At 72.7% G+C, this 17111-nt stretch carries 20 protein-coding genes; 9 read left to right on the top strand and 11 right to left on the bottom strand.

What is annotated here, in order from left to right:
• Positions 1 to 22 precede the first annotated feature (22 nt).
• On the top strand, positions 23 to 595 hold the full coding sequence (locus ABZ861_RS03905) for a methylated-DNA--[protein]-cysteine S-methyltransferase (RefSeq protein ID WP_361623172.1): 573 nt from the start codon (positions 23 to 25) through the stop codon (positions 593 to 595).
• A gap of 54 nt (positions 596 to 649) precedes the next feature.
• On the opposite strand, the gene ABZ861_RS03900 is transcribed toward ABZ861_RS03905, so the two are convergent.
• Positions 650 to 1078 carry a VOC family protein gene (locus tag ABZ861_RS03900; RefSeq protein WP_361623169.1) on the bottom strand — a complete coding sequence of 143 codons (429 nt, stop codon included), beginning with the start codon at positions 1076 to 1078 and terminating at the stop codon, positions 650 to 652.
• A 100-nt stretch (positions 1079 to 1178) separates the two neighbouring features.
• On the opposite strand from ABZ861_RS03900, the gene ABZ861_RS03895 reads away from it, so the two are divergent.
• Positions 1179 to 2084, top strand: coding sequence for a pseudouridine-5'-phosphate glycosidase (locus ABZ861_RS03895; protein ID WP_361623166.1), 906 nt, complete (start codon positions 1179 to 1181; stop codon positions 2082 to 2084).
• A gap of 185 nt (positions 2085 to 2269) precedes the next feature.
• On the top strand, positions 2270 to 3187 hold the full coding sequence (locus ABZ861_RS03890; RefSeq protein ID WP_361623163.1) for a sugar kinase: 918 nt from the start codon (positions 2270 to 2272) through the stop codon (positions 3185 to 3187).
• A 79-nt stretch (positions 3188 to 3266) separates the two neighbouring features.
• Here the strand turns inward: ABZ861_RS03890 and ABZ861_RS03885 are convergent, their stop codons facing one another.
• Positions 3267 to 4061, bottom strand: coding sequence for a methyltransferase domain-containing protein (locus ABZ861_RS03885; RefSeq protein WP_361623160.1), 795 nt, complete (start codon positions 4059 to 4061; stop codon positions 3267 to 3269).
• A 205-nt stretch (positions 4062 to 4266) separates the two neighbouring features.
• Here ABZ861_RS03885 and ABZ861_RS03880 point away from each other — a divergent pair, with 205 nt between their 5' ends.
• A complete protein-coding gene (locus ABZ861_RS03880) occupies positions 4267 to 5394 on the top strand; it encodes a magnesium and cobalt transport protein CorA (protein ID WP_361623157.1) in 1128 nt (375 codons plus the stop codon).
• 99 nt (positions 5395 to 5493) lie between these two features.
• On the opposite strand, the gene ABZ861_RS03875 is transcribed toward ABZ861_RS03880, so the two are convergent.
• Positions 5494 to 6126 (bottom strand): uridine kinase, encoded by a 633-nt coding sequence (locus ABZ861_RS03875; RefSeq protein ID WP_361623154.1) that lies wholly within the window; start codon positions 6124 to 6126, stop codon positions 5494 to 5496.
• 203 nt (positions 6127 to 6329) lie between these two features.
• Here ABZ861_RS03875 and ABZ861_RS03870 point away from each other — a divergent pair, with 203 nt between their 5' ends.
• Positions 6330 to 7817, top strand: a complete 1488-nt coding sequence (locus tag ABZ861_RS03870; RefSeq protein WP_361623151.1) for a glutamate synthase subunit beta — start codon at positions 6330 to 6332, stop codon at positions 7815 to 7817.
• A 233-nt stretch (positions 7818 to 8050) separates the two neighbouring features.
• On the opposite strand, the gene ABZ861_RS03865 is transcribed toward ABZ861_RS03870, so the two are convergent.
• Together ABZ861_RS03865 and ABZ861_RS03860 are read right to left on the bottom strand one after the other, a co-directional pair.
• Positions 8051 to 8341, bottom strand: coding sequence for a DUF397 domain-containing protein (locus ABZ861_RS03865; protein WP_361623148.1), 291 nt, complete (start codon positions 8339 to 8341; stop codon positions 8051 to 8053).
• Positions 8342 to 9202, bottom strand: a complete 861-nt coding sequence (locus ABZ861_RS03860; protein WP_361623145.1) for a helix-turn-helix transcriptional regulator — start codon at positions 9200 to 9202, stop codon at positions 8342 to 8344.
• Between the two features lie 269 nt (positions 9203 to 9471).
• Between ABZ861_RS03860 and ABZ861_RS03855 the strand changes: the two genes are divergently transcribed.
• Complete coding sequence (locus tag ABZ861_RS03855; RefSeq protein WP_361623142.1) at positions 9472 to 10314, top strand: ATP-binding protein; 843 nt, start codon at positions 9472 to 9474, stop codon at positions 10312 to 10314.
• Positions 10305 to 10808: a hypothetical protein gene (locus ABZ861_RS03850; RefSeq protein ID WP_361623139.1), complete on the top strand. Its 504-nt coding sequence runs from the start codon at positions 10305 to 10307 to the stop codon at positions 10806 to 10808. The genes ABZ861_RS03855 and ABZ861_RS03850 overlap by 10 nt, the downstream gene beginning before the upstream one ends.
• A 109-nt stretch (positions 10809 to 10917) precedes the next feature.
• Here the strand turns inward: ABZ861_RS03850 and ABZ861_RS03845 are convergent, their stop codons facing one another.
• The gene (locus tag ABZ861_RS03845; protein ID WP_361623136.1) at positions 10918 to 11103 is read right to left on the bottom strand and encodes a hypothetical protein; all 186 of its coding nucleotides are present in this window, start codon (positions 11101 to 11103) and stop codon (positions 10918 to 10920) included.
• Positions 11104 to 11304: 201 nt separating this feature from the next.
• Complete coding sequence (locus tag ABZ861_RS03840; protein WP_361623133.1) at positions 11305 to 12012, bottom strand: uracil-DNA glycosylase; 708 nt, start codon at positions 12010 to 12012, stop codon at positions 11305 to 11307.
• Positions 12013 to 12112: 100 nt separating this feature from the next.
• Here ABZ861_RS03840 and ABZ861_RS03835 point away from each other — a divergent pair, with 100 nt between their 5' ends.
• Both ABZ861_RS03835 and ABZ861_RS03830 read left to right on the top strand, forming a co-directional pair.
• Entirely contained in the window at positions 12113 to 12667 is a 555-nt protein-coding gene (locus tag ABZ861_RS03835) for an RNA-binding S4 domain-containing protein (RefSeq protein WP_361623130.1), read from the top strand.
• A 154-nt stretch (positions 12668 to 12821) separates the two neighbouring features.
• Positions 12822 to 13085, top strand: coding sequence for a DUF6343 family protein (locus ABZ861_RS03830; RefSeq protein WP_361623127.1), 264 nt, complete (start codon positions 12822 to 12824; stop codon positions 13083 to 13085).
• Positions 13086 to 13133: 48 nt separating this feature from the next.
• On the opposite strand, the gene ABZ861_RS03825 is transcribed toward ABZ861_RS03830, so the two are convergent.
• The 4 genes from ABZ861_RS03825 to rpsA all read right to left on the bottom strand — a co-directional run bounded on the left by ABZ861_RS03825 (position 13134) and on the right by rpsA (position 17067).
• Positions 13134 to 13514, bottom strand: coding sequence for a tetratricopeptide repeat protein (locus ABZ861_RS03825; RefSeq protein ID WP_361623124.1), 381 nt, complete (start codon positions 13512 to 13514; stop codon positions 13134 to 13136).
• A 50-nt stretch (positions 13515 to 13564) separates the two neighbouring features.
• Positions 13565 to 14233: a dephospho-CoA kinase gene (gene coaE, locus ABZ861_RS03820; RefSeq protein WP_361623121.1), complete on the bottom strand. Its 669-nt coding sequence runs from the start codon at positions 14231 to 14233 to the stop codon at positions 13565 to 13567.
• Between the two features lie 45 nt (positions 14234 to 14278).
• Entirely contained in the window at positions 14279 to 15217 is a 939-nt protein-coding gene (locus tag ABZ861_RS03815; protein WP_361623118.1) for a PAC2 family protein, read from the bottom strand.
• A gap of 356 nt (positions 15218 to 15573) precedes the next feature.
• A complete protein-coding gene (gene rpsA, locus ABZ861_RS03810) occupies positions 15574 to 17067 on the bottom strand; it encodes a 30S ribosomal protein S1 (protein WP_361623115.1) in 1494 nt (497 codons plus the stop codon).
• Positions 17068 to 17111: the final 44 nt, after the last annotated feature.

Raw genomic sequence — 17111 nt, 5'->3', positions numbered from 1 at the left:
TGGGCAGTCGTACGGTGGGGGCATGGACAGTCACGAGCGGGACGAGGGCACTGGACGGCGGGTCGTGTGGGCCGTGGCGGAGACGGCCATCGGCCCCCTGCTGCTGGCCGCCACGGACGACGGCCTGGTGAACGTCGTGTTCCATGCCTCCGAAGCGGTGCGCGACCGGGCGCTGCGCCGGCTGGGATCGCGGCTCGGCGCCGAGCCGGTCGAGGCCCCCGGATCACCGCTGCTGGCGGAGGCGATACGCCAACTGGAGGCGTACTTCGCGGGTGAGCGCCGCGACTTCGTGCTGCCGCTGGACTGGTCGCTGCTCTCGGACGCCCTGGGCTTCAACCGGCGGGTCCTGGACGCACTCGTCTCAGCGGCGCCCTACGGCACGGTCGTGGGCTACGGCGACCTCGCCGACCGGGTCGGGCAGCCCGGCGCCGCCCAGGCGGTGGGGGCGGCGATGGGCTCCAATCCCCTGCCGGTCGTGGTCCCCTGCCATCGGGTCGTCGAGAGCGACGGCGGCATAGGCGGCTTCGGCGGCGGGCGGGAGATCAAGCGCACGCTGCTCGCTTTGGAGGGGGTCCTGCCTCAGCCCCTGTTCTGAGGCGGTCGCTTTCCGCGAGGCGGACCGGGCCGGTCGGCAGGAGCACCGGAGGCGTCAGTCGTAGTGCCTGGCTTCGAACACGTTGCCGTCCGGGTCCCGGAAGTAGAAGCTGCGCGTGGCGTCTCCCCGGGCCCCGGAGGCGCCGTGGGAGACGCCGGACATCGGCACGCCGTGTTCCTCCAGTCGACTCCGCAAGCCGTCGAAGGCGTCGCCCGGCAGGGACAGGCAGACGTGGTTCACCGGGTGCCCGGCGCTGTCCGCCGCCCCCGGGAGGACGTCCATGCGCGGGGCGAGGTCGAGGGGGGCGAGGTCGAGGATCGTCTCGTCGTTGATCCGGACCGAGGGGAAGGAGACCGTTCCCTCGGCGAACTCGGCGACCCGCAGCGGCTCCAGACCGGCCGTCCGCTCGTAGAAGGCCGCGGCGGCGAGGGGATCGCGCACCCAGAGGACGACGTGGTCGATTCGTGTGGCGTTGTCGGTCATACGGCCCAGGCTGGTGCGGGGCCGCGGCGCCCGCAAGGGTTTGACCGGCCGTGCGGCCCGCCAGAGATGAGGGAGGGGCGAGAAGACGGGAGGCAGACTCGTGCTGGTGGTGTCCGACGAGGTGCGGGAGGCGCTCGCCGCGCGCCGTCCCGTGGTCGCCCTGGAGTCCACGATCATCGCGCACGGGCTGCCACGCCCGAGCAACCTCCAGGTGGCGCTAGAGCTGGAGGAAGCGGTCCGGCAGGAGGGCGCCGTGCCCGCGACGATCGCCGTGCTGGACGGCCGCGCGCACGTCGGCCTGGACAAGGGGCGGCTAGAGCGGATCGCGAGCGAGGACGGGATCCGCAAGCTGGGCCACCGGGATCTGCCGCTCGCCGTAGCCGCGCGGGCGAGCGGGGCGACCACCGTCTCGGCGACGGCGCTGCTGGCCGCGCTGGCGGGCGTCCGCGTCTTCGCCACCGGCGGCCTCGGCGGGGTGCACCGGCAGTGGACGGCGGCCCAGGACGAGTCGGCGGATCTGGGGCTGCTGGCCCGCACTCGGATCACGGTCGTGTGCGCCGGTGTGAAGTCGATCCTGGACGTGCCCGCCACCCTTCAGCGGCTGGAGACGCTGGGCGTCGCGGTGGCCGGCTACGGCACGGACCGCTTCCCCGGCTTCTACCTGGCCGACTCGGGTCATCCGGTGGACTGGACCCTGCGGACGCCCGAGGAGGTGGCTGCGGTCATGGCGGCGCAGGGCACACTGCGCGGTCCCGAGTCCGCGCTGATCGTCGCCAATCCGGTGCCCGCTGCGGAACAGCTCGATCCCGAGTTGCACGCGCGCGTACTCGCCGACGCGCTGCACGCGTGCGAGGCGCAGGCGGTCACCGGCCAGGCCGTCACGCCGTTCCTGCTGGACTACCTGGTCCGGCACACCGACGGCGCCTCGCTGCGCGCCAACCTGGCGGCCGTGCGCGGCAACGTACGGCTGGCGGCGCGCGTCGCGACGGCCTGGACCCGAATGTGAGGAAGCGGGGCGAAGACGAGGGGGGACAACGGCACGGACAGCGCGGACGGCACGGGCAGCACGGGCAGCACGGGCAGCACGCAGAACGCAGTCAGGACCGGCCGGTCACGGTGACCGGTGGCGCGGGGCAGGGGGCGGAAAGCGAGGGGCGCTGCCCGAAGGGCGCGGGGGACACGGCACGTGCCGTGTCTGCGCCCGGGGGCGCGCTGCTGGTGGCCGGGGACGTGGTGACCGATGTGGTGGCCCGGCATCGCGGACCGCTGGCGTCCGGTACTGATACCGCCGCAGCGATCCGGCTGGTTCCCGGTGGTGCGGGGGCCAACGTGGCCTGCTGGGCGGCGGCGTACCGGGGACGGCCGGAGGTGCGGCTGCTCGGCCGGGTGGGGGCGGACACGGCGCACTGGCACGAGCGAGAGCTGGTGGCCTCGGGCGTGCGGCCGCGGCTCATCATCGATCCCGACGCGCCGACCGGCACGGTGGTCTGCCTGGTCGACACGGCCGCCGCGGCCGAGCGCACCTTCCTCACCGACAGCGGGGCCTCGCTGCGGCTGTCTCCCGGCGACTGGTCGGAGGAGCTGCTCGACGGGGTGGCCCGGCTGCACCTGTCGGGTTATCTGTTGTTCTCTGCGCCGGGCCGGGCGTTCACGTCCGCGGCGCTGGCGTCGGCCCGCGCGCATGGTGTGCCGGTGAGCCTGGATCCGGCCTCGGCCGGTTTCCTCGCCGAGCTGGGCGTGCGCCGGTTCCTGGCACTCGTCGAGGGGGTGGAGGTGCTGCTGCCGAGCCGGGACGAGCTGTGTCTGCTGACCGGACTGCCCGACCCCGAGGACGCGGCCGCGAAACTGAGCCGGCACGTTCCCCTCGTGGTGGCCAAGCAAGGCACGGACGGCGCGCTGCTGGCCCGCTCGGGCGCCGTGTGCGCCCATGTGCCGGCCGTGCCCGCGCGGGCCCTGGACACGACGGGCGCCGGAGACGCGTTCACCGGGGCGTTCCTCGCCGCGCTGCTCGGCGGCCGCGACGTGCGGGCGGCGGCGGCCGAGGGCTGCCGTGCGGGTGCGCTGGCGGTCGCCCACGTGGGCGGGAGGCCGCCGCGGGACGTCTCCTAGCGGCGACTGCACGCGAGGCATGAGGCGCGAGGCGTGAGGCGTGAGGCGAGTTCACCGTTCCCGGTGCACCCCCTGGCCCTTACGCCTTGGTAGCCCAGGCCGAGATCATCGGGGCGGTGGTCAGGTCCATGGCGCCGGAGGCGACGTTGGCCAGGTGGCGGTCGATCTCCTCGTCGGTGGCCAGTCCGGCGCCGGTCAGCCGATCCCGGATCTGGCGCACCGTGGCGGACTCCAGGGCTGCGCATGCCGCGGAGGTGACCGGGAAGTAGGCGTCGGCCTCCACCTGGCGCAGCCCGGCCTCACGCAGCAGCCGCGGAAGCCGGCGCCCGTAGGACAGGTCGGCGCCCCGGTCGGCGAGCAGGCGGCGGAAGCCGCCCCGCAGACGGTTGGCCAGTTCCTCGGCCGGTCCGTGCTCGTCGGGGCAGAGCAGCGGCTGGAGCGCGGGGTCGGCGTCCTCCAGCAGGAGCCGTCCGCCGGGGCGCAGAGCCTTGATCATGGACCGCAACGCCCTCTCCCGGTCCGGGACGTGCACCAGCACGAGCCGGGCGTGCACGAGGTCGAAGCCCTCCTCCGGCGGTTCCTCCGCACCGACGTCGTGCACGCGCACTTCCACCGGCGCCCGGTCGGCCGGGGCGACGCGCGAGGTGTCGATGTCCGTGGCGAGGACCCGGCCGCCGGGCCCGACCCGTGCGGCGAGCCAGGAGACGACGGACGTGCCGCCCGCGCCGACCTCCCAGCACCGCCATCCGCTCCCCACCCCGAGCGCCTCCATGTGCCGGAAGGTCACCGGGTCGAAGAGGCGGGTGAAGGCGTCGAAGCGCTCACCCGCCTCGGCCTGGCGATTGTCGAGCAGATATCCCTCGCCGTGCGTCATACCGCGATCCTCTCAGCCGCCGATCGCCGTGGCGAAGGCGGCCGGTGGATCGTCCACGGGTGGGCAGAAGAGGTTCGTCCACAGGCGGGAACAAAGCGGAATCACCTCTTCCCACAGGGCCGTCCGCCGCTCAGCCCGACCTGGCAGACTGGCGCGGCACGGAGCGGGCAACGCTCACGGGGGAGTTCCACGCGAGGAGATCCAGATGTCCATGACAGGAAATCTGCGAAAGGTGGCGGGCCTCGACAAGGTCGGCGGTCTTCGCAAAGTGGCGCGGCTCGCCCGCCGTCGCCGCCGGGTCGATCTGAGCCACCCCGCCCGATCACCGCTGGGCACGTCGGTGGTCAACTGCGTCACATACAGGGACGGCGTACGGGTGCCGGACGACGGTGATCTGGTGGAGGCCCTGAAGCGGGTGCGCAGGTCCCGCGACGGCTTCGTCTGGCTGGGCCTGCACGAGCCGACGGACCAGGAGTTCGCGGGCATCGCCGAGCTGTTCGCTCTGCACCCGCTGGCGGTCGAGGACGCGATCGAGGCCCACCAGCGCCCGAAGGTGGAGCACTACGGCGAAACGCTGTTCGCCGTGTTCAAGACGGTCTGCTACGTCGAGCACGAACAGCTCACGGCGACGAGCGAGGTGGTGAACACAGGCGAGATCATGGCCTTCGTCGGCCAGGACTTCGTGATCACGGTGCGGCACGGGCGGCACGGCTCGCTCGGGCCGCTGCGCGAGGAACTGGAGGCCGATCCAGGGCAGCTCGCCAAGGGCCCGGCGGCGGTCCTGCACGCGCTCGCGGACCAAGTGGTCGACGACTACCTGACGGTCGCCGACTCGATCCAGGCGGACATCGACCAGGTGGAGACGGACGTGTTCGCCCAGAACGGCGCGCGGACCGACCCCGGTCGCGTCTACCAGCTCAAGCGCGAACTGCTGGAGCTGAAGCGGGCGGTCGCCCCCCTCGGCCGCCCCATGGAGGATCTCGCCACGCGGCCGGTCCAGGTGATCGACGCGGAGATACAGACCTACTTCCGGGACGTGCTGGACCACCTGACGCGGGCCAAGGAGCAGATCGCGGCCTTCGACGAGATGCTCAACTCGATCCTCCAGGCGCACTTGGCGCAGGTCACGGTGGCGCAGAACGAGGACATGCGCAAGATCACGGCGTGGGCCGCAGTGATCGCCGTGCCGACCATGGTGTGCGGGGTGTACGGCATGAACTTCGACCACATGCCCGAGTTGCGCTGGCGGTTCGGCTATCCCCTGGTCATAGGCGTCATCTCGGTCGCCTGCCTGGCGCTGTACCGCGGTTTCCGGCGCAACGGCTGGCTGTGAGGCGGCGCGTGCGGTCAGGGACGCGCGGTCAGGGCTGTGCGGTCGGGGGCGGCAGCACTCGGTCGTGAAGGGGGACTCCACCGCCCGCACCGGCGGACCTCAGCCGCGCCAGGCCGGGTGGCGCGGGTCGTCGGCGCGGACCAGGACGTCCGCCGTCCCGGCCGGGTCGGTCTCGGCCTCGTAGCGTGCGAAAGCGGGCAGCGTCCAGTGTTCGGTCTCCGGCGTGCGGCGGCGCAGGGCGCCCGGGGTGAGCAGGACGTGGACGCTCAGATCGAAGGGGAACCAGTGCCGCAGAAGGAGCGGGCCGTGGAGCAACAGCACACCGCCGGGCGGCACGCGCACCGAGGGGCTGCGGGTCGCGCGGTCGGTGACCGGGTCCCGCAGGTCGGGGAGGACCCGGCCGTCCCCGCCGGGCTCCAGCGGGCCGAAGACCTCGCGCCAGAGCGCGCCCGTGTCGAGCCAGCCGTCGTAATACGAGTCCACGTCCCGGTGGCCGTGCTCCAGCCGGAGTGACGCCGGCCGCAGGAACCCCTGCGCGCCGACGACCAGCGACGGCCGGCCGCGGACGCGGAGCGCCTGCGAGACGCGCTCGGCCAGGTCACCCGGGCGGGCGGCGGGAGCGCCGTCGAAGGCGATGCGCGGCCAGGGACCGCCGTCGCCCGGCTCGAGGTCGAGCAGCCGCTCGGCCAGGAGGTCGCCGAGCCGTTCCCAGGTGATCGCTTCGAGTCGCACGCAGCCATGATGCGTCACGGCAGGCGGGGGGTGCGCCGGCGAGCGCGGCGGGGAAGGAGCCCCGCGTGTCACGCCCCTTAGCTCCCCGACGCAGGAGTGCGTCACAGGTACCCGGCACCCTCCTGCGCGGGCGTTCTGACGGTCGTATCGTGGCCGCAAGAGCGCCGCCCGAGTGGGCGTGCGCGGAGGCGAGGGAGACGGCCATGGCCGATCCCAGGGGTTTCTTGACCACGCCGCGCCGGGAGTGGCCGCGTCGGCCCGTCGCCGTGCGGGTCGGGGACTGGCGCGAGGTGTACGTGCCGGGCGCCCTGCTGCCGATCGTCAACGAGCAGGCCGACCGCTGCATGGACTGCGGTGTCCCGTTCTGCCACGACGCCTGTCCGCTGGGCAATCTGATCCCCGACTGGAACGAGCTGGTCGCGCGGGACGACTGGCGTGCGGCGAGCGACCGGCTGCACGCCACCAACAACTTCCCCGAGTTCACCGGACGCCTGTGCCCGGCGCCGTGCGAGGCGGGGTGTGTGCTGGCGATCAACCAGCCGGCCGTGACCATCAAGAACGTCGAGTGCGCCATCGCCGACCGGGCCTGGGAGGAGGGGTTCGCGCCGCCGCGTCCGCCGGACCGGCTGTCCGGGCGGACCGTGGCCGTGATCGGCTCAGGACCGACCGGGCTCGCCGCGGCCCAGCAGCTCACCCGGGCCGGGCACACGGTGGCGGTGTACGAGAAGGACGACCGGCTGGGCGGGCTGATGCGTTACGGCATCCCCGAGTTCAAGATGGAGAAGCACCGTCTCGACCGGCGGCTGGAGCAGATGCGGGCGGAGGGAACGGCGTTCCGCACGTGCACGGCGGTCGGGCGGGACGTGGACGCGGCGGAGCTGCGCGGGCGCTTTGACGCGGTCGTGATCGCCACGGGCGCCACCGCGTGGCGCGAACTGGACGTGCCGGGGCGTGAGCTGGCCGGGATCCATCAGGCGATGGAGTACCTGCCGCTGGCCAACCGGGTGTGCGAGGGGGACATCGCGGCCTCGCCGTTGTCCGCGGCGGACCGGCACGTGGTGATCGTCGGCGGGGGCGACACCGGCGCCGACTGCCTGGGCACCGCGGTGCGGGAGGGCGCCGCGTCGGTGACCCAGCTCGACATCTACAGCCAGCCGGGCGCGGAACGCGACGAGGACGCCGAGCCGTGGCCGACGTATCCGAAGCTGTACCGGCTGTCGGCCGCCCACGAGGAGGCCGGGGCGCTGCGCACCGCGCCCGCCGCGGACGCCGACGCGCGGCTGTTCGCGGCGTCGACGCTGCGCTTCACGGGAGACGCGGACGGACGGGTGCGCGAGCTGCGCCTGGTCGAGGTGGACGCGGCGCGGCGCCCGATGCCCGGCACCGAGCGGACGCTCCCGGCCGATCTGGTGCTGCTCGCGCTCGGTTTCTCCGGTCCCGACCGGGAAGACGGGCTGATCGACGAACTGGGCCTCGGCCTCTCGCCCCGTGGCACGCTGCTGCGGGACGCGGACTTCGCGACCAATGTCGCCGGGGTGTTCGCGGCGGGAGACGCCGCTCGCGGGCAGTCCCTGATCGTGTGGGCCATCGCGGAGGGCCGGGCGGTCGCGGCGGCCGTGGACCGCCTTCTGACGGGGAGTTCCCGGCTGCCGGCGCCGATCGGTCCGTATGACCGGCCGATGACCGCGTAGACCTCGCGGGCGAGTCGATGCCTCGTCACCGCCGACGGGCGGCCAGGGGACGCGGAGGGCGGTGGGACCGTCCGCCGGGGTCGGTCTCCGGCCGGATCGGAGCCGGGGTTCCGCGCGGTGGCGCGGCGCGCTGTGAGCAGGTGATCAGGTGAGGTCGTAGGCGGTCAGGGAGGGTGCTGAAGTGAGCGGGCCGGGCGAGGGAACGGGCCGGGCAGCGCGTCGGCCGGTTCCGGTCAGGAGAGCAGGAAGTCCGCCTCCCCCGCCTTGGCGCCCTCTATGAAGGCGGTCATCTCGTCGGAGGTGTAGATGAGCGCGGGTCCGTCCGGGTCGGTGGACTGGCGTACGGCGATCCGGCCGTCGGCCAGCTTCATCGCCTCCAGGCAGTTGCCGCCGTTTCCTCCGCTCCACGGCTTGCGCCAGCCCTCGCTGCCCAGGTCCCTGGCGGGCATGCCGTTGTAGATCCGCTGTCCGCGGGCCCGTTCGCCGCGGATCCACGACGGGGACGGGGACATGATGCGATCCATTCACAACTCCTTGCGGAGATCCCGGAGGATCTCCTTCGTGCGATGTGCTGTGGCGGCCTGCGCCGCCATGCGGTCCATGACCTCGAGGTAAGTCACCACCTCTTCGCGCGCGTCCAGGTAGACGGCGCCGGTCAGGTACTCGCTGTAGACCATGTCCGGCAGTTCGGGCATGGCGAAGCGGAACAGCACGAAGGGCCCGTAGGTTCCGGGGTGCGGCCCCGCGGAGAACGGGGCGATCTGAAGCGTCACGTTGGGCAGCTTCGCGGCGTCGAGCAGCTTGTCGATCTGAGCGCGCATCACTTCTGGGCCGCCGACGGGGCGGCGCAGCGCGGTCTCGTCCATCACGGCCCAGATCTTGGGCGCGTCGGGGCGGGTGAGCAGGTTCTGGCGCTCCATGCGCAGCGCGACATGGCGCTCGATGGCCGCGGGACTGGTCTGGCCGACGGCGCCCGAGGTGAGCACTCCGCGCGCGTAGTCCTCGGTCTGGAACAGGCCCGGCACGAAGTGGGGCTCGTAGGAGCGGACGAGCGCGGCGGCGCCTTCGAGGCTGACGTACATGGAGAACCAGCCGGGCAGGATGTCGTGGAAGCGCTGCCACCATCCCGGCCGGTTGGCGTCCTCGGCGAGTTGCACGAACAGCTCGGACTCGTCGTCGGGGACGCCGTAGGTCCTCAGCAGCAGTTGCAGATAGGGGATTTTGAGGGCGACCTCGGCCATCTCCATGCGGCGGATCGTGGCCGGTGCGACACGGAGGACGCGGGCGGCTTCCTCGCGCTTGAGTCCGGCGCGTTCCCGCAGGTCGAGCAGGCGCCGACCGAGCACGACCTGCCCGACGGTCGGCGCGGACCGCGGTTCGCTCATGCCCTACCTCCACCAGAGAATTCCCGACTCCGCGCAGGGAGTCCCGACGAACCCGAGGAACCCCCCGCGGTTCCAAGGAATCCTGACAGCCCTGCGGCGCCATTCGAAGACCTGGTGGCGGACCCGACGGGTCCTCACCGATCCCAAGTGGCGCCGCGCGAGGTGCTGTTGCGAGCAGTGTGCCACGGCATTTCTTCGCGTCACACTGCACTCTGCATTTTGCAGAGTGCTACTTGCCAAGTGTTCACGGCGAGGAGATAGTGGCAAGCGTGATTCCGCCTCCGCCCTTAGGAACAGAAGCCACCGTGGATCGCCTCGCCCCCGGCGCCCCCACGGGAGCGGGTCCCGGCGGGACCGCCGCCGGGCGCCGGTTCCGCTTCGAACTGGCCGCGCATCCGGGTTCCCCCGCCCAGGCGAGACGTCTGACGCGGACTCGGCTCAGCGCGTGGTCGGTGTGCGAGGACATCTGCGACACGGCTGACCTCGTCGTCTCGGAGCTGGTCACCAACGCCGTCGTGCACACCGCGAGCAGTCAGATCGTGTGCGAGCTGCACGACGGAGCGGACTCGGTGCGCATAGCCGTGCGCGACGAGGGCTGCGCGCCGGGTGAGCCGCACCCGTCGCCGCAGCGCCCCGAGGAGGAGCACGGCAGGGGCCTGCTCCTCGTCGAGGCCATGTGCCGCGCCTGGGGTGCGCAGCAGGACGGCCCGGGGCTGGTGGTGTGGGCGGAGCTGCCGCGAACCGCGGGCGTTCCGCACCAGGCCGGTCCGGAAGCGGGGCACGACGACCTGCCCGCGACCGGCCTCGGCGAGCGGCCGAGCCCGTTCGCCGGCGACGCGTCGCGCGCGGACCGTCAGGCGTCGGGCGACCTGGGCTGGGGCGCCCGCCCCAAGCCGCACACGGCTCCGATCCCGCAACCGCGGCCGGGGGGCACGGAGCATCCGGACGCCGCCGAACACGGAGCCGTCCGCGACGCCCCCCGGCTTCACGCCGCCCGCGCCCCGCACGAGCCTCCCCGCGCACACCCTCCGCACGGGCAGCGAGAGCCGCACGGGCCGCAGGACGCCGACGAAGCGCACGGACCGCACGGAACGGGGACTGTATGGCTCTGAGCGGCGCCTCCGGCTCCGGCCGGGTGCTCAGCTTGAACACACTCGTACGCCTGCGGCGCGCGCCGCGCACGCCCGGCGCATCCAGACGGCGCGACGAAGGCGACGCGCTGGGCGGTCCCGCTTCGGCGCACGCACCGCGCCGACTGCCCCTTCCCGAGGGCATGACGGTCCCGTTGGGCTTCGACGCGGTGGCCGCCCCCGCGCGGCTCGGCCCCCTGGTGATGCCCCGGCTGCCGCGTGTGGGCTGCGTCTACGCCGACGAGACGCACTGGTGGTGGATCGTGCCGTCGGACTCCGACTACGCCCTGCGGTGGCCCTCCCCCGCGCACTACGCGACCGGCGCGGTGCTCACCGGCATGCCCGATTCCGCGCCTCCTGCGCTCCTCCACCGACCGGACGGTACGATTCCGTATACTCCGCCGATTCCTTTGTACCTGGTGCTGTGCCGGGTCACCGGGACGACGCCGGCCTGGTCCCCTACGGTCAGGGCGTAGGAGTTTCGAGGTGCGCGCTCCGGAGGGAGCCCGCACCTCGCACTACGTCGTGTGCACGTCACCCTTAAGTCGTGTGCACGTCATTCTGAAAGGGAGGGGCGGCTTCGGCTCAGGCCGCTGCGCCCCCGCTGATCTCGCCACCGCGGACGATCACCAGGAACATGTCCGTCGCGAGGTCCATCACGACCTCGGCGGGCAGGCCCTCCTTGCGCCGCGCCTGTGCGAACTCCTCCGCAGGCCACGAACCGCGCGGCCCACCGGCCGGAAAGCGCTCGAGCACCGTTCGCCCGTTCACCCTCCACCTCCCTGTAGTGCTGTACTCGTACGAGCTAAACGCCAAGCATGGGGTGAAGGCGCCGCCTATTGGCGACAGTGAGACGTACGCGACACGAGTTCGTCGCCGAACAGAGGTTTCACCTCACGCTTTCGGACCCGTCGCTCACCTTCCGCTTCCGCGTCAATCCGCGTACACCTCGTGTCCACCGTTCGAGGGTGGTCAGCCAGGAGCGGGAGTCGGCAGTCCCGCCGTCCGGGCCGCCGTGCGCAGGACGTCGCGGAGCATCGCGGGGGTGAGCCTGCCGGTGAACGTGTTGCGCTGGCTGGGATGGAAGCAGCCGAAGAGGTCGAGGTCGCCCAGCAGGACCCGGGCGCCGTGCGCGAAGGCGGGCCGCGGGCGGGGCGTCGTCCAGCCGGCCTGGCCGAACGCCGGGAGCGCGGCCTGCCAGCCGAAGGCGCCGAGCGCGACCGCGGCCCGCAGGGTCGGCCGGAGCAGTTCCAGTTCCCGCACCAGCCATGGGCGGCAGGCGTCCCGCTCCCCCGGGGTGGGCTTGTTGGCGGGCGGCGCGCAGTGCACGGGCGCGGTGATGCGCACCCCGTACAGCTCCAGGCCGTCGTCCGCGTGGACGGCGGTGGGCTGCGAGGCGAGTCCCAGGTCGTACAGCGCCTCGTAGAGCACGTCGCCGCTGCGGTCTCCGGTGAACATGCGGCCGGTGCGGTTGGCGCCGTGCGCGGCCGGGGCGAGTCCCACGATGAGCAGCCGTGCGTCCGGCGGTCCGAAGCCCGGCACCGGCCGGCCCCAGTAGGCCTGGTCGGCGAAGGCGGGCCGCTTCGCACGCGCCGTCTCCTCCCGCCAGGCCACCAGCCGGGGGCAGGCCCGGCAGTCCGCGATCCGCTCGTCGAGGGCGGCGAGGCCGCTGGTGTCCATGCGCCTACGGTAGGCGGGCCGGCGCGGTCGCCGCCCACGCGTGCCACCGCGGTCGGTTTTCCGTCGTGGGCTGTCAGTGCGAGGGGCTAGGGTCGGGTCCATGGCTTCCGAGGACGAGTTGGGCCGCGACCGGGACGCTGCCGAGGGCGGCGGCGCGGGCAACGGCGCGCGGCCGCCCGCGGTCGGCGTGGATCCCCAGGTCGCTGCGGCCGTCGCCGCCGCCGAGGCGGCCGGTCCGGCGAGCGGTGAGACCGTGCGGGCCGATAGCTGGATATGGGCGGTGCGGCTGGTGAAGACCCGCTCGGTGGGCGCCGCCGCCTGCAAGGGCGGCCATGTCCGGGTGAACGGCGAGCGGGTGAAGCCCGCCCACTCCGTCCGCGTCGGCGACGAGGTGCGCCTACGGCACGAGGGCCGCGAGCGGGTCGTCGTCGTCAAGCGGCTGATCCGCAAGCGCGTCGGCCCTCCGGTGGCGGTCCAGTGCTATGTCGACAATTCGCCGCCGCCCCCGCCCCGCGAGGCGGTCGCGCCCATCGGCCTCCGTGACCGGGGCGCCGGCCGTCCGACCAAGCGCGACCGCCGCGAGCTGGAACGGCTGCGCGACCTGGGCGGCCTGGACGGCCCGAGCGGTCCCGCCGGACGCCCCGGGAACCGCTGACCGCTCACCCTGCCTCCTCCACCCCCGGCGCGCCCAGTGAGCGCGTCCCCGGGGGCCGGTCAGCGCCGGTTTCCGCGCGCCCGCACGACGCGCCCCGCTCACTTGGTGCGCGAGGGGGCGCGGAGTACGTTGCAGGGAGGAGCGAGGGGCGGCGATGCGTACCGGGAACGAACCCACGACCGCCCGCAGCGCGCTGCGGGCGCGATGGTGGCTGAGCTTGTGGGGTCTGCTCTGGGCGGCGTTCGGCACGGTGGTGTTCGTGCTGGTCGGGCTGCCCGGGTGGGCGGCCGCGTGCGCGGTGCTGTGGCTGGTGATCGCGGTCGACTTCACACTGATCGTCCGGCACATCAGGCAGGGGCCGCACTACCAGCCGGGGCCCGGCGTGCCGCCCTACTCTCCGCCCCGCCACCGCGGCTGACCCGGCACTGCCGCTGACCTGACACCGCCGCGGGCTGACCGTCGCGGCTCAGGTGTCGAACCGGGCCCGCTGGAGGTACTCCGGGTTCGGGTCCAGGGCGGCCGCGAGCCGGAAGTGACGTCGGGCCTGGTCGGGACGACCCTGCCGCTCATAGGTCCGGGCCAGTGCGAAGTGCGCGTAGGCGTTGTCCGGCTCTCGCTCCAGCACGATGGTGAACTCCAGCTCGGCCGGTCTCAGTTGCGCGGCGGCGAAGAAGGCGCGCGCCCGCAGCAGGCGGGCGGCGGTGTTCTCCGGGTGCGCGGCGATGACGCCGTCGAGCAGTTTCACCGCGCCCCGCGGGTCGCGCGCGGCGAGCAGGTGTTCGGCGGCGCGGAAGTCGATGACATGCGTTTCCGGAGTTCGTCCGGTGGAACCGCTGGCGTCGGGCACGGCAGAGTCCTTCCCTTGCTGGGATGGTTCAACGCCTGCCCCGCACACCCCTATTCCTGCTCCCGCTCCGGCGGCCACGCGGGCTCCGGCGCCTCGCCCGTCTCGCGCGTCTCGGTGCGCGCCGCCCCCGCCCGGCGCGTCAGCTCCGACCACACCTCCCGTACCCGCTGCGCGAGCCGGTCCAGCGGCACGTCGTTGTCGATCACGATGTCCGCGATCGCCCGGCGCTGCTCCCGGGTGGCCTGCGCGGCCATGCGGGCGCGGGCGTCCTCCTCGCTCATGCCGCGCAGCCGGACGAGCCGGTCGAGCTGGGTCTCGGGGGCGGCGTCGACGACGATCACCAGGTCGTACAGCGGCGCCAGGCCGTTCTCGGTGAGGAGCGGGACGTCGTGGACGATCACGGCGTCCTCGGGGGCGGCCTGCTCCAGTTCGCGCGAGCGGGCGCGCACCAGGGGGTGCACGATCGCGTTCAGGACGGCGAGCCGGTCAGGGTCGGCGAAGACGACGGCGCCCAGCTTGGGCCGGTCCAGGCTGCCGTCGGCGGCGAGCATCTGCGGGCCGAAGGCGTCCACGACGGCCGCGAGGCCGGGGGTGCCGGGCGCCACCGCCTCGCGGGCGATGCGGTCGGCGTCGATCAGCACGGCCCCGCACGCGACGAGCAGCCGCGACACCTCGCTCTTACCGGCTCCGATGCCCCCGGTCAGGCCCGCCTTCAGCATGAGCGGCAGCTTAGGCCCTGCTGTGGCGGACGCGCCCTGCGGCCCTCAGTTGTCGCGCTCCCGCTCGGCCAGGAACTGCTCGAACTCGCGGCCGATCTCGTCGGCCGAGGGGATGTCGACGGGCTCGGCGAGCATGTTGCCCCGGGTCTCGGAGCCGGCCGCCGCGTCGTACTGGTGCTCCAGGCCCTGGATGAGGGACGTCAGCTCGTCGTCGCCCTCCCGGATCTGCCGGTCGATCTCGGTCTGGGTGCGGTGGGCGTCGTTGCGCAGGGAGTGCGCGACGGTGGGCAGGACCAGTCCGGTGGCCGCGGTGACGGCCTCCAGGGCGGTCAGCGCCGCGTCCGGGTACGCCGAGCGGGCGATGTAGTGCGGCACGTGCGCCGCCACGCCCAGGACGTCGAGCCCCGCTTCCATGAGGCGGTACTCCACCAGGGCCTCGGCGCTGCCCGGCACCTGAGCCTCCTCGAACGGGCTGGTGTGGCCGGGCACGAGGTCGCTGCGATTGCCGTGCGGGGTCAGGCCGACCGGGCGGGTGTGCGGGACGCCCATCGGGATGCCGTGGAAGTTCACCGACAGGCGCACGCCCAGGCGCTCCACGATCTGCCGTACGGCCGCCGCGAAACGCTCCCACTCCACGTCGGGTTCGGGACCGGACAGCAGCAGGAACGGCGCGCCGGTGGCGTCCTGCACCAGGCGCACCTCGATGGCGGGCTCCTCGAAGTCGCTCCAGCGGTCGCGCTTGAAGGTCAGCAGCGGGCGGCGGGCGCGGTAGTCCACGAGCCGGTCGTGGTCGAAGCGCGCCACGAGCTGGTGGGGCAGCGAGTCCAGCAGACGCTCGACGATCTGGTCGCCGGTCTCGCCCGCGTCGATGTATCCGTCGAAGTGGTAAAGCATGACCAGTCCGGCCGACTCCTGGGCCAGCGCCGTGTCGACGACCGCCAGGCCCTTCGGCTCCCATGCGTACAAACCCTGCGGATCAAGCACTGTGACCGCCCCTCCTTGTGTTCATCGATCACAACGGGCAACCGGCCGTCGGCATTCCCGGACCGGCCCACCGGTCGCGGCCGGCCGGCGTCCGGCGGGGTCGGCCGTACGCGGTCGGCCCACCGGACACCGGCTCTCAGAAGCAGTCGGCGCCACCCTCGAACCGGGTCGCCGCACCCCTCGAACCGAGTCGGCGTCAGCCTGAAACCGGGTCTGCGCCGGCCTCGCACGCCCTCGGCCCGCGGTCTCGTCTCCTCCTCCGGGCACGGCTGAGGGGCCGCACCCCGAAAGGTGCGGCCCCTCAGCTTTCAGCCGGTGTCAGTCAGCGACCCGGGCGAGCCCGGTGGCCGACTGGGTCAGCTCTGGCCGCCGGCCAGCTTCTCGCGCAGCGCGGCCAGCGCCTCGTCCGAGGCCAGGGCGCCAGAGGTGTCGCCGCCCTCGGAGGAGTACGAGCCACCGCCGGACGCGGCCGGAGCAGCGGCCTCGCCGCCCTCGGCGGCGGCAGCGGCGTCGGCCTCGCGGGACTTGATGACCTGCGCCTGGTGCTGCTCGAAGCGGTTCTGCGCCTCGGCGTACTGGCGCTCCCACTCCTCGCGCTGCTTCTCGTAGCCCTCGAGCCAGTCGTTGGTCTCGGGGTCGAAGCCCTCGGGGTAGATGTAGTTGCCCTGGTCGTCGTAGGACGCGGCCATGCCGTACAGGGTCGGGTCGAACTCGACCGCCGACGGGTCGGCGCCGAAGGACTCGTTGGCCTGCTTCAGCGAGAGGCTGATGCGACGGCGCTCGAGGTCGATGTCGATGACCTTGACGAAGATCTCGTCGTTGACCTGGACGACCTGCTCCGGAACCTCCACGTGGCGCTCGGCCAGCTCGGAGATGTGGACCAGACCCTCGATGCCCTCGTCGACGCGGACGAACGCACCGAACGGCACCAGCTTCGTGACCTTGCCGGGCACGACCTGGCCGATCTGGTGGGTGCGGGCGAACTGCTGCCACGGGTCTTCCTGGGTCGCCTTCAGCGACAGGGAGACGCGCTCGCGGTCCATGTCGACGTCGAGAACCTCGACGGTGACCTCCTGGCCCACCTCGACGACCTCGGACGGGTGGTCGATGTGCTTCCAGGACAGCTCGGAGACGTGGACCAGACCGTCGACGCCGCCGAGGTCCACGAAGGCGCCGAAGTTGACGATCGAGGAGACCACGCCGGAGCGGACCTGACCCTTCTGAAGGGTCGTGAGGAACGTCTGGCGCACCTCGGACTGGGTCTGCTCCAGCCAGGCGCGGCGGGACAGAACCACGTTGTTGCGGTTCTTGTCCAGCTCGATGATCTTGGCCTCGAGCTCCTTGCCGACGTACGGCTGGAGGTCGCGGACACGGCGCATCTCGACCAGGGAGGCCGGGAGGAAGCCGCGGAGGCCGATGTCGAGGATGAGACCACCCTTGACGACCTCGATGACGGTACCGGTGACGATGCCGTCCTCTTCCTTGATCTTCTCGATGGTGCCCCAGGCGCGCTCGTACTGGGCGCGCTTCTTCGAGAGGATCAGGCGGCCTTCCTTGTCCTCCTTCTGGAGGACCAGGGCCTCGATCTCGTCGCCGACGGCCACGACCTCGTTAGGGTCGACGTCGTGCTTGATCGAGAGCTCGCGGCTCGGGATGACACCTTCGGTCTTGTAACCGATGTCGAGCAGGACCTCGTCCCGGTCGACCTTCACGATGACGCCGTCGACGATGTCGCCGTCGTTGAAGTACTTGATCGTCTCGTCGATCGCGGCGAGGAAGGCTTCCTCGTTACCGATGTCGTTGACCGCTACCTGCGGGGTGGTGGCGGTGGTCTCGGTGCTGCTCGTCATGTGGGAAAGGGCTCCGGTACGGACATTGAAGTCGTAGGCACTGC

Origin of the sequence: Streptomyces sp. NPDC046985, from assembly GCF_040644415.1 — a bacterium.
Taxonomy (GTDB): Bacteria; Actinomycetota; Actinomycetes; order Streptomycetales; family Streptomycetaceae; genus Streptomyces.
The sequence above is the reverse complement of the archived record's forward strand: the minus strand, read 5'-3'. Positions and strand labels throughout refer to the sequence as shown.

Coding starts and splice junctions, on each gene's coding strand:
- ABZ861_RS03905 (WP_361623172.1), top strand. CDS start 23: ATGGACAGTCACGAGCGGGACGAGGGCACTGGACGGCGGGTCGTGTGG.
- rpsA (WP_361623115.1), bottom strand. CDS start 17,067: ATGACGAGCAGCACCGAGACCACCGCCACCACCCCGCAGGTAGCGGTC.
- ABZ861_RS03865 (WP_361623148.1), bottom strand. CDS start 8,341: ATGGATCGCATCATGTCCCCGTCCCCGTCGTGGATCCGCGGCGAACGG.
- ABZ861_RS03830 (WP_361623127.1), top strand. CDS start 12,822: ATGCGTACCGGGAACGAACCCACGACCGCCCGCAGCGCGCTGCGGGCG.
- ABZ861_RS03840 (WP_361623133.1), bottom strand. CDS start 12,012: ATGGACACCAGCGGCCTCGCCGCCCTCGACGAGCGGATCGCGGACTGC.
- ABZ861_RS03885 (WP_361623160.1), bottom strand. CDS start 4,061: ATGACGCACGGCGAGGGATATCTGCTCGACAATCGCCAGGCCGAGGCG.
- ABZ861_RS03835 (WP_361623130.1), top strand. CDS start 12,113: ATGGCTTCCGAGGACGAGTTGGGCCGCGACCGGGACGCTGCCGAGGGC.
- ABZ861_RS03870 (WP_361623151.1), top strand. CDS start 6,330: ATGGCCGATCCCAGGGGTTTCTTGACCACGCCGCGCCGGGAGTGGCCG.
- ABZ861_RS03850 (WP_361623139.1), top strand. CDS start 10,305: ATGGCTCTGAGCGGCGCCTCCGGCTCCGGCCGGGTGCTCAGCTTGAAC.
- coaE (WP_361623121.1), bottom strand. CDS start 14,233: ATGCTGAAGGCGGGCCTGACCGGGGGCATCGGAGCCGGTAAGAGCGAG.
- ABZ861_RS03880 (WP_361623157.1), top strand. CDS start 4,267: ATGTCCATGACAGGAAATCTGCGAAAGGTGGCGGGCCTCGACAAGGTC.
- ABZ861_RS03860 (WP_361623145.1), bottom strand. CDS start 9,202: ATGAGCGAACCGCGGTCCGCGCCGACCGTCGGGCAGGTCGTGCTCGGT.
- ABZ861_RS03900 (WP_361623169.1), bottom strand. CDS start 1,078: ATGACCGACAACGCCACACGAATCGACCACGTCGTCCTCTGGGTGCGC.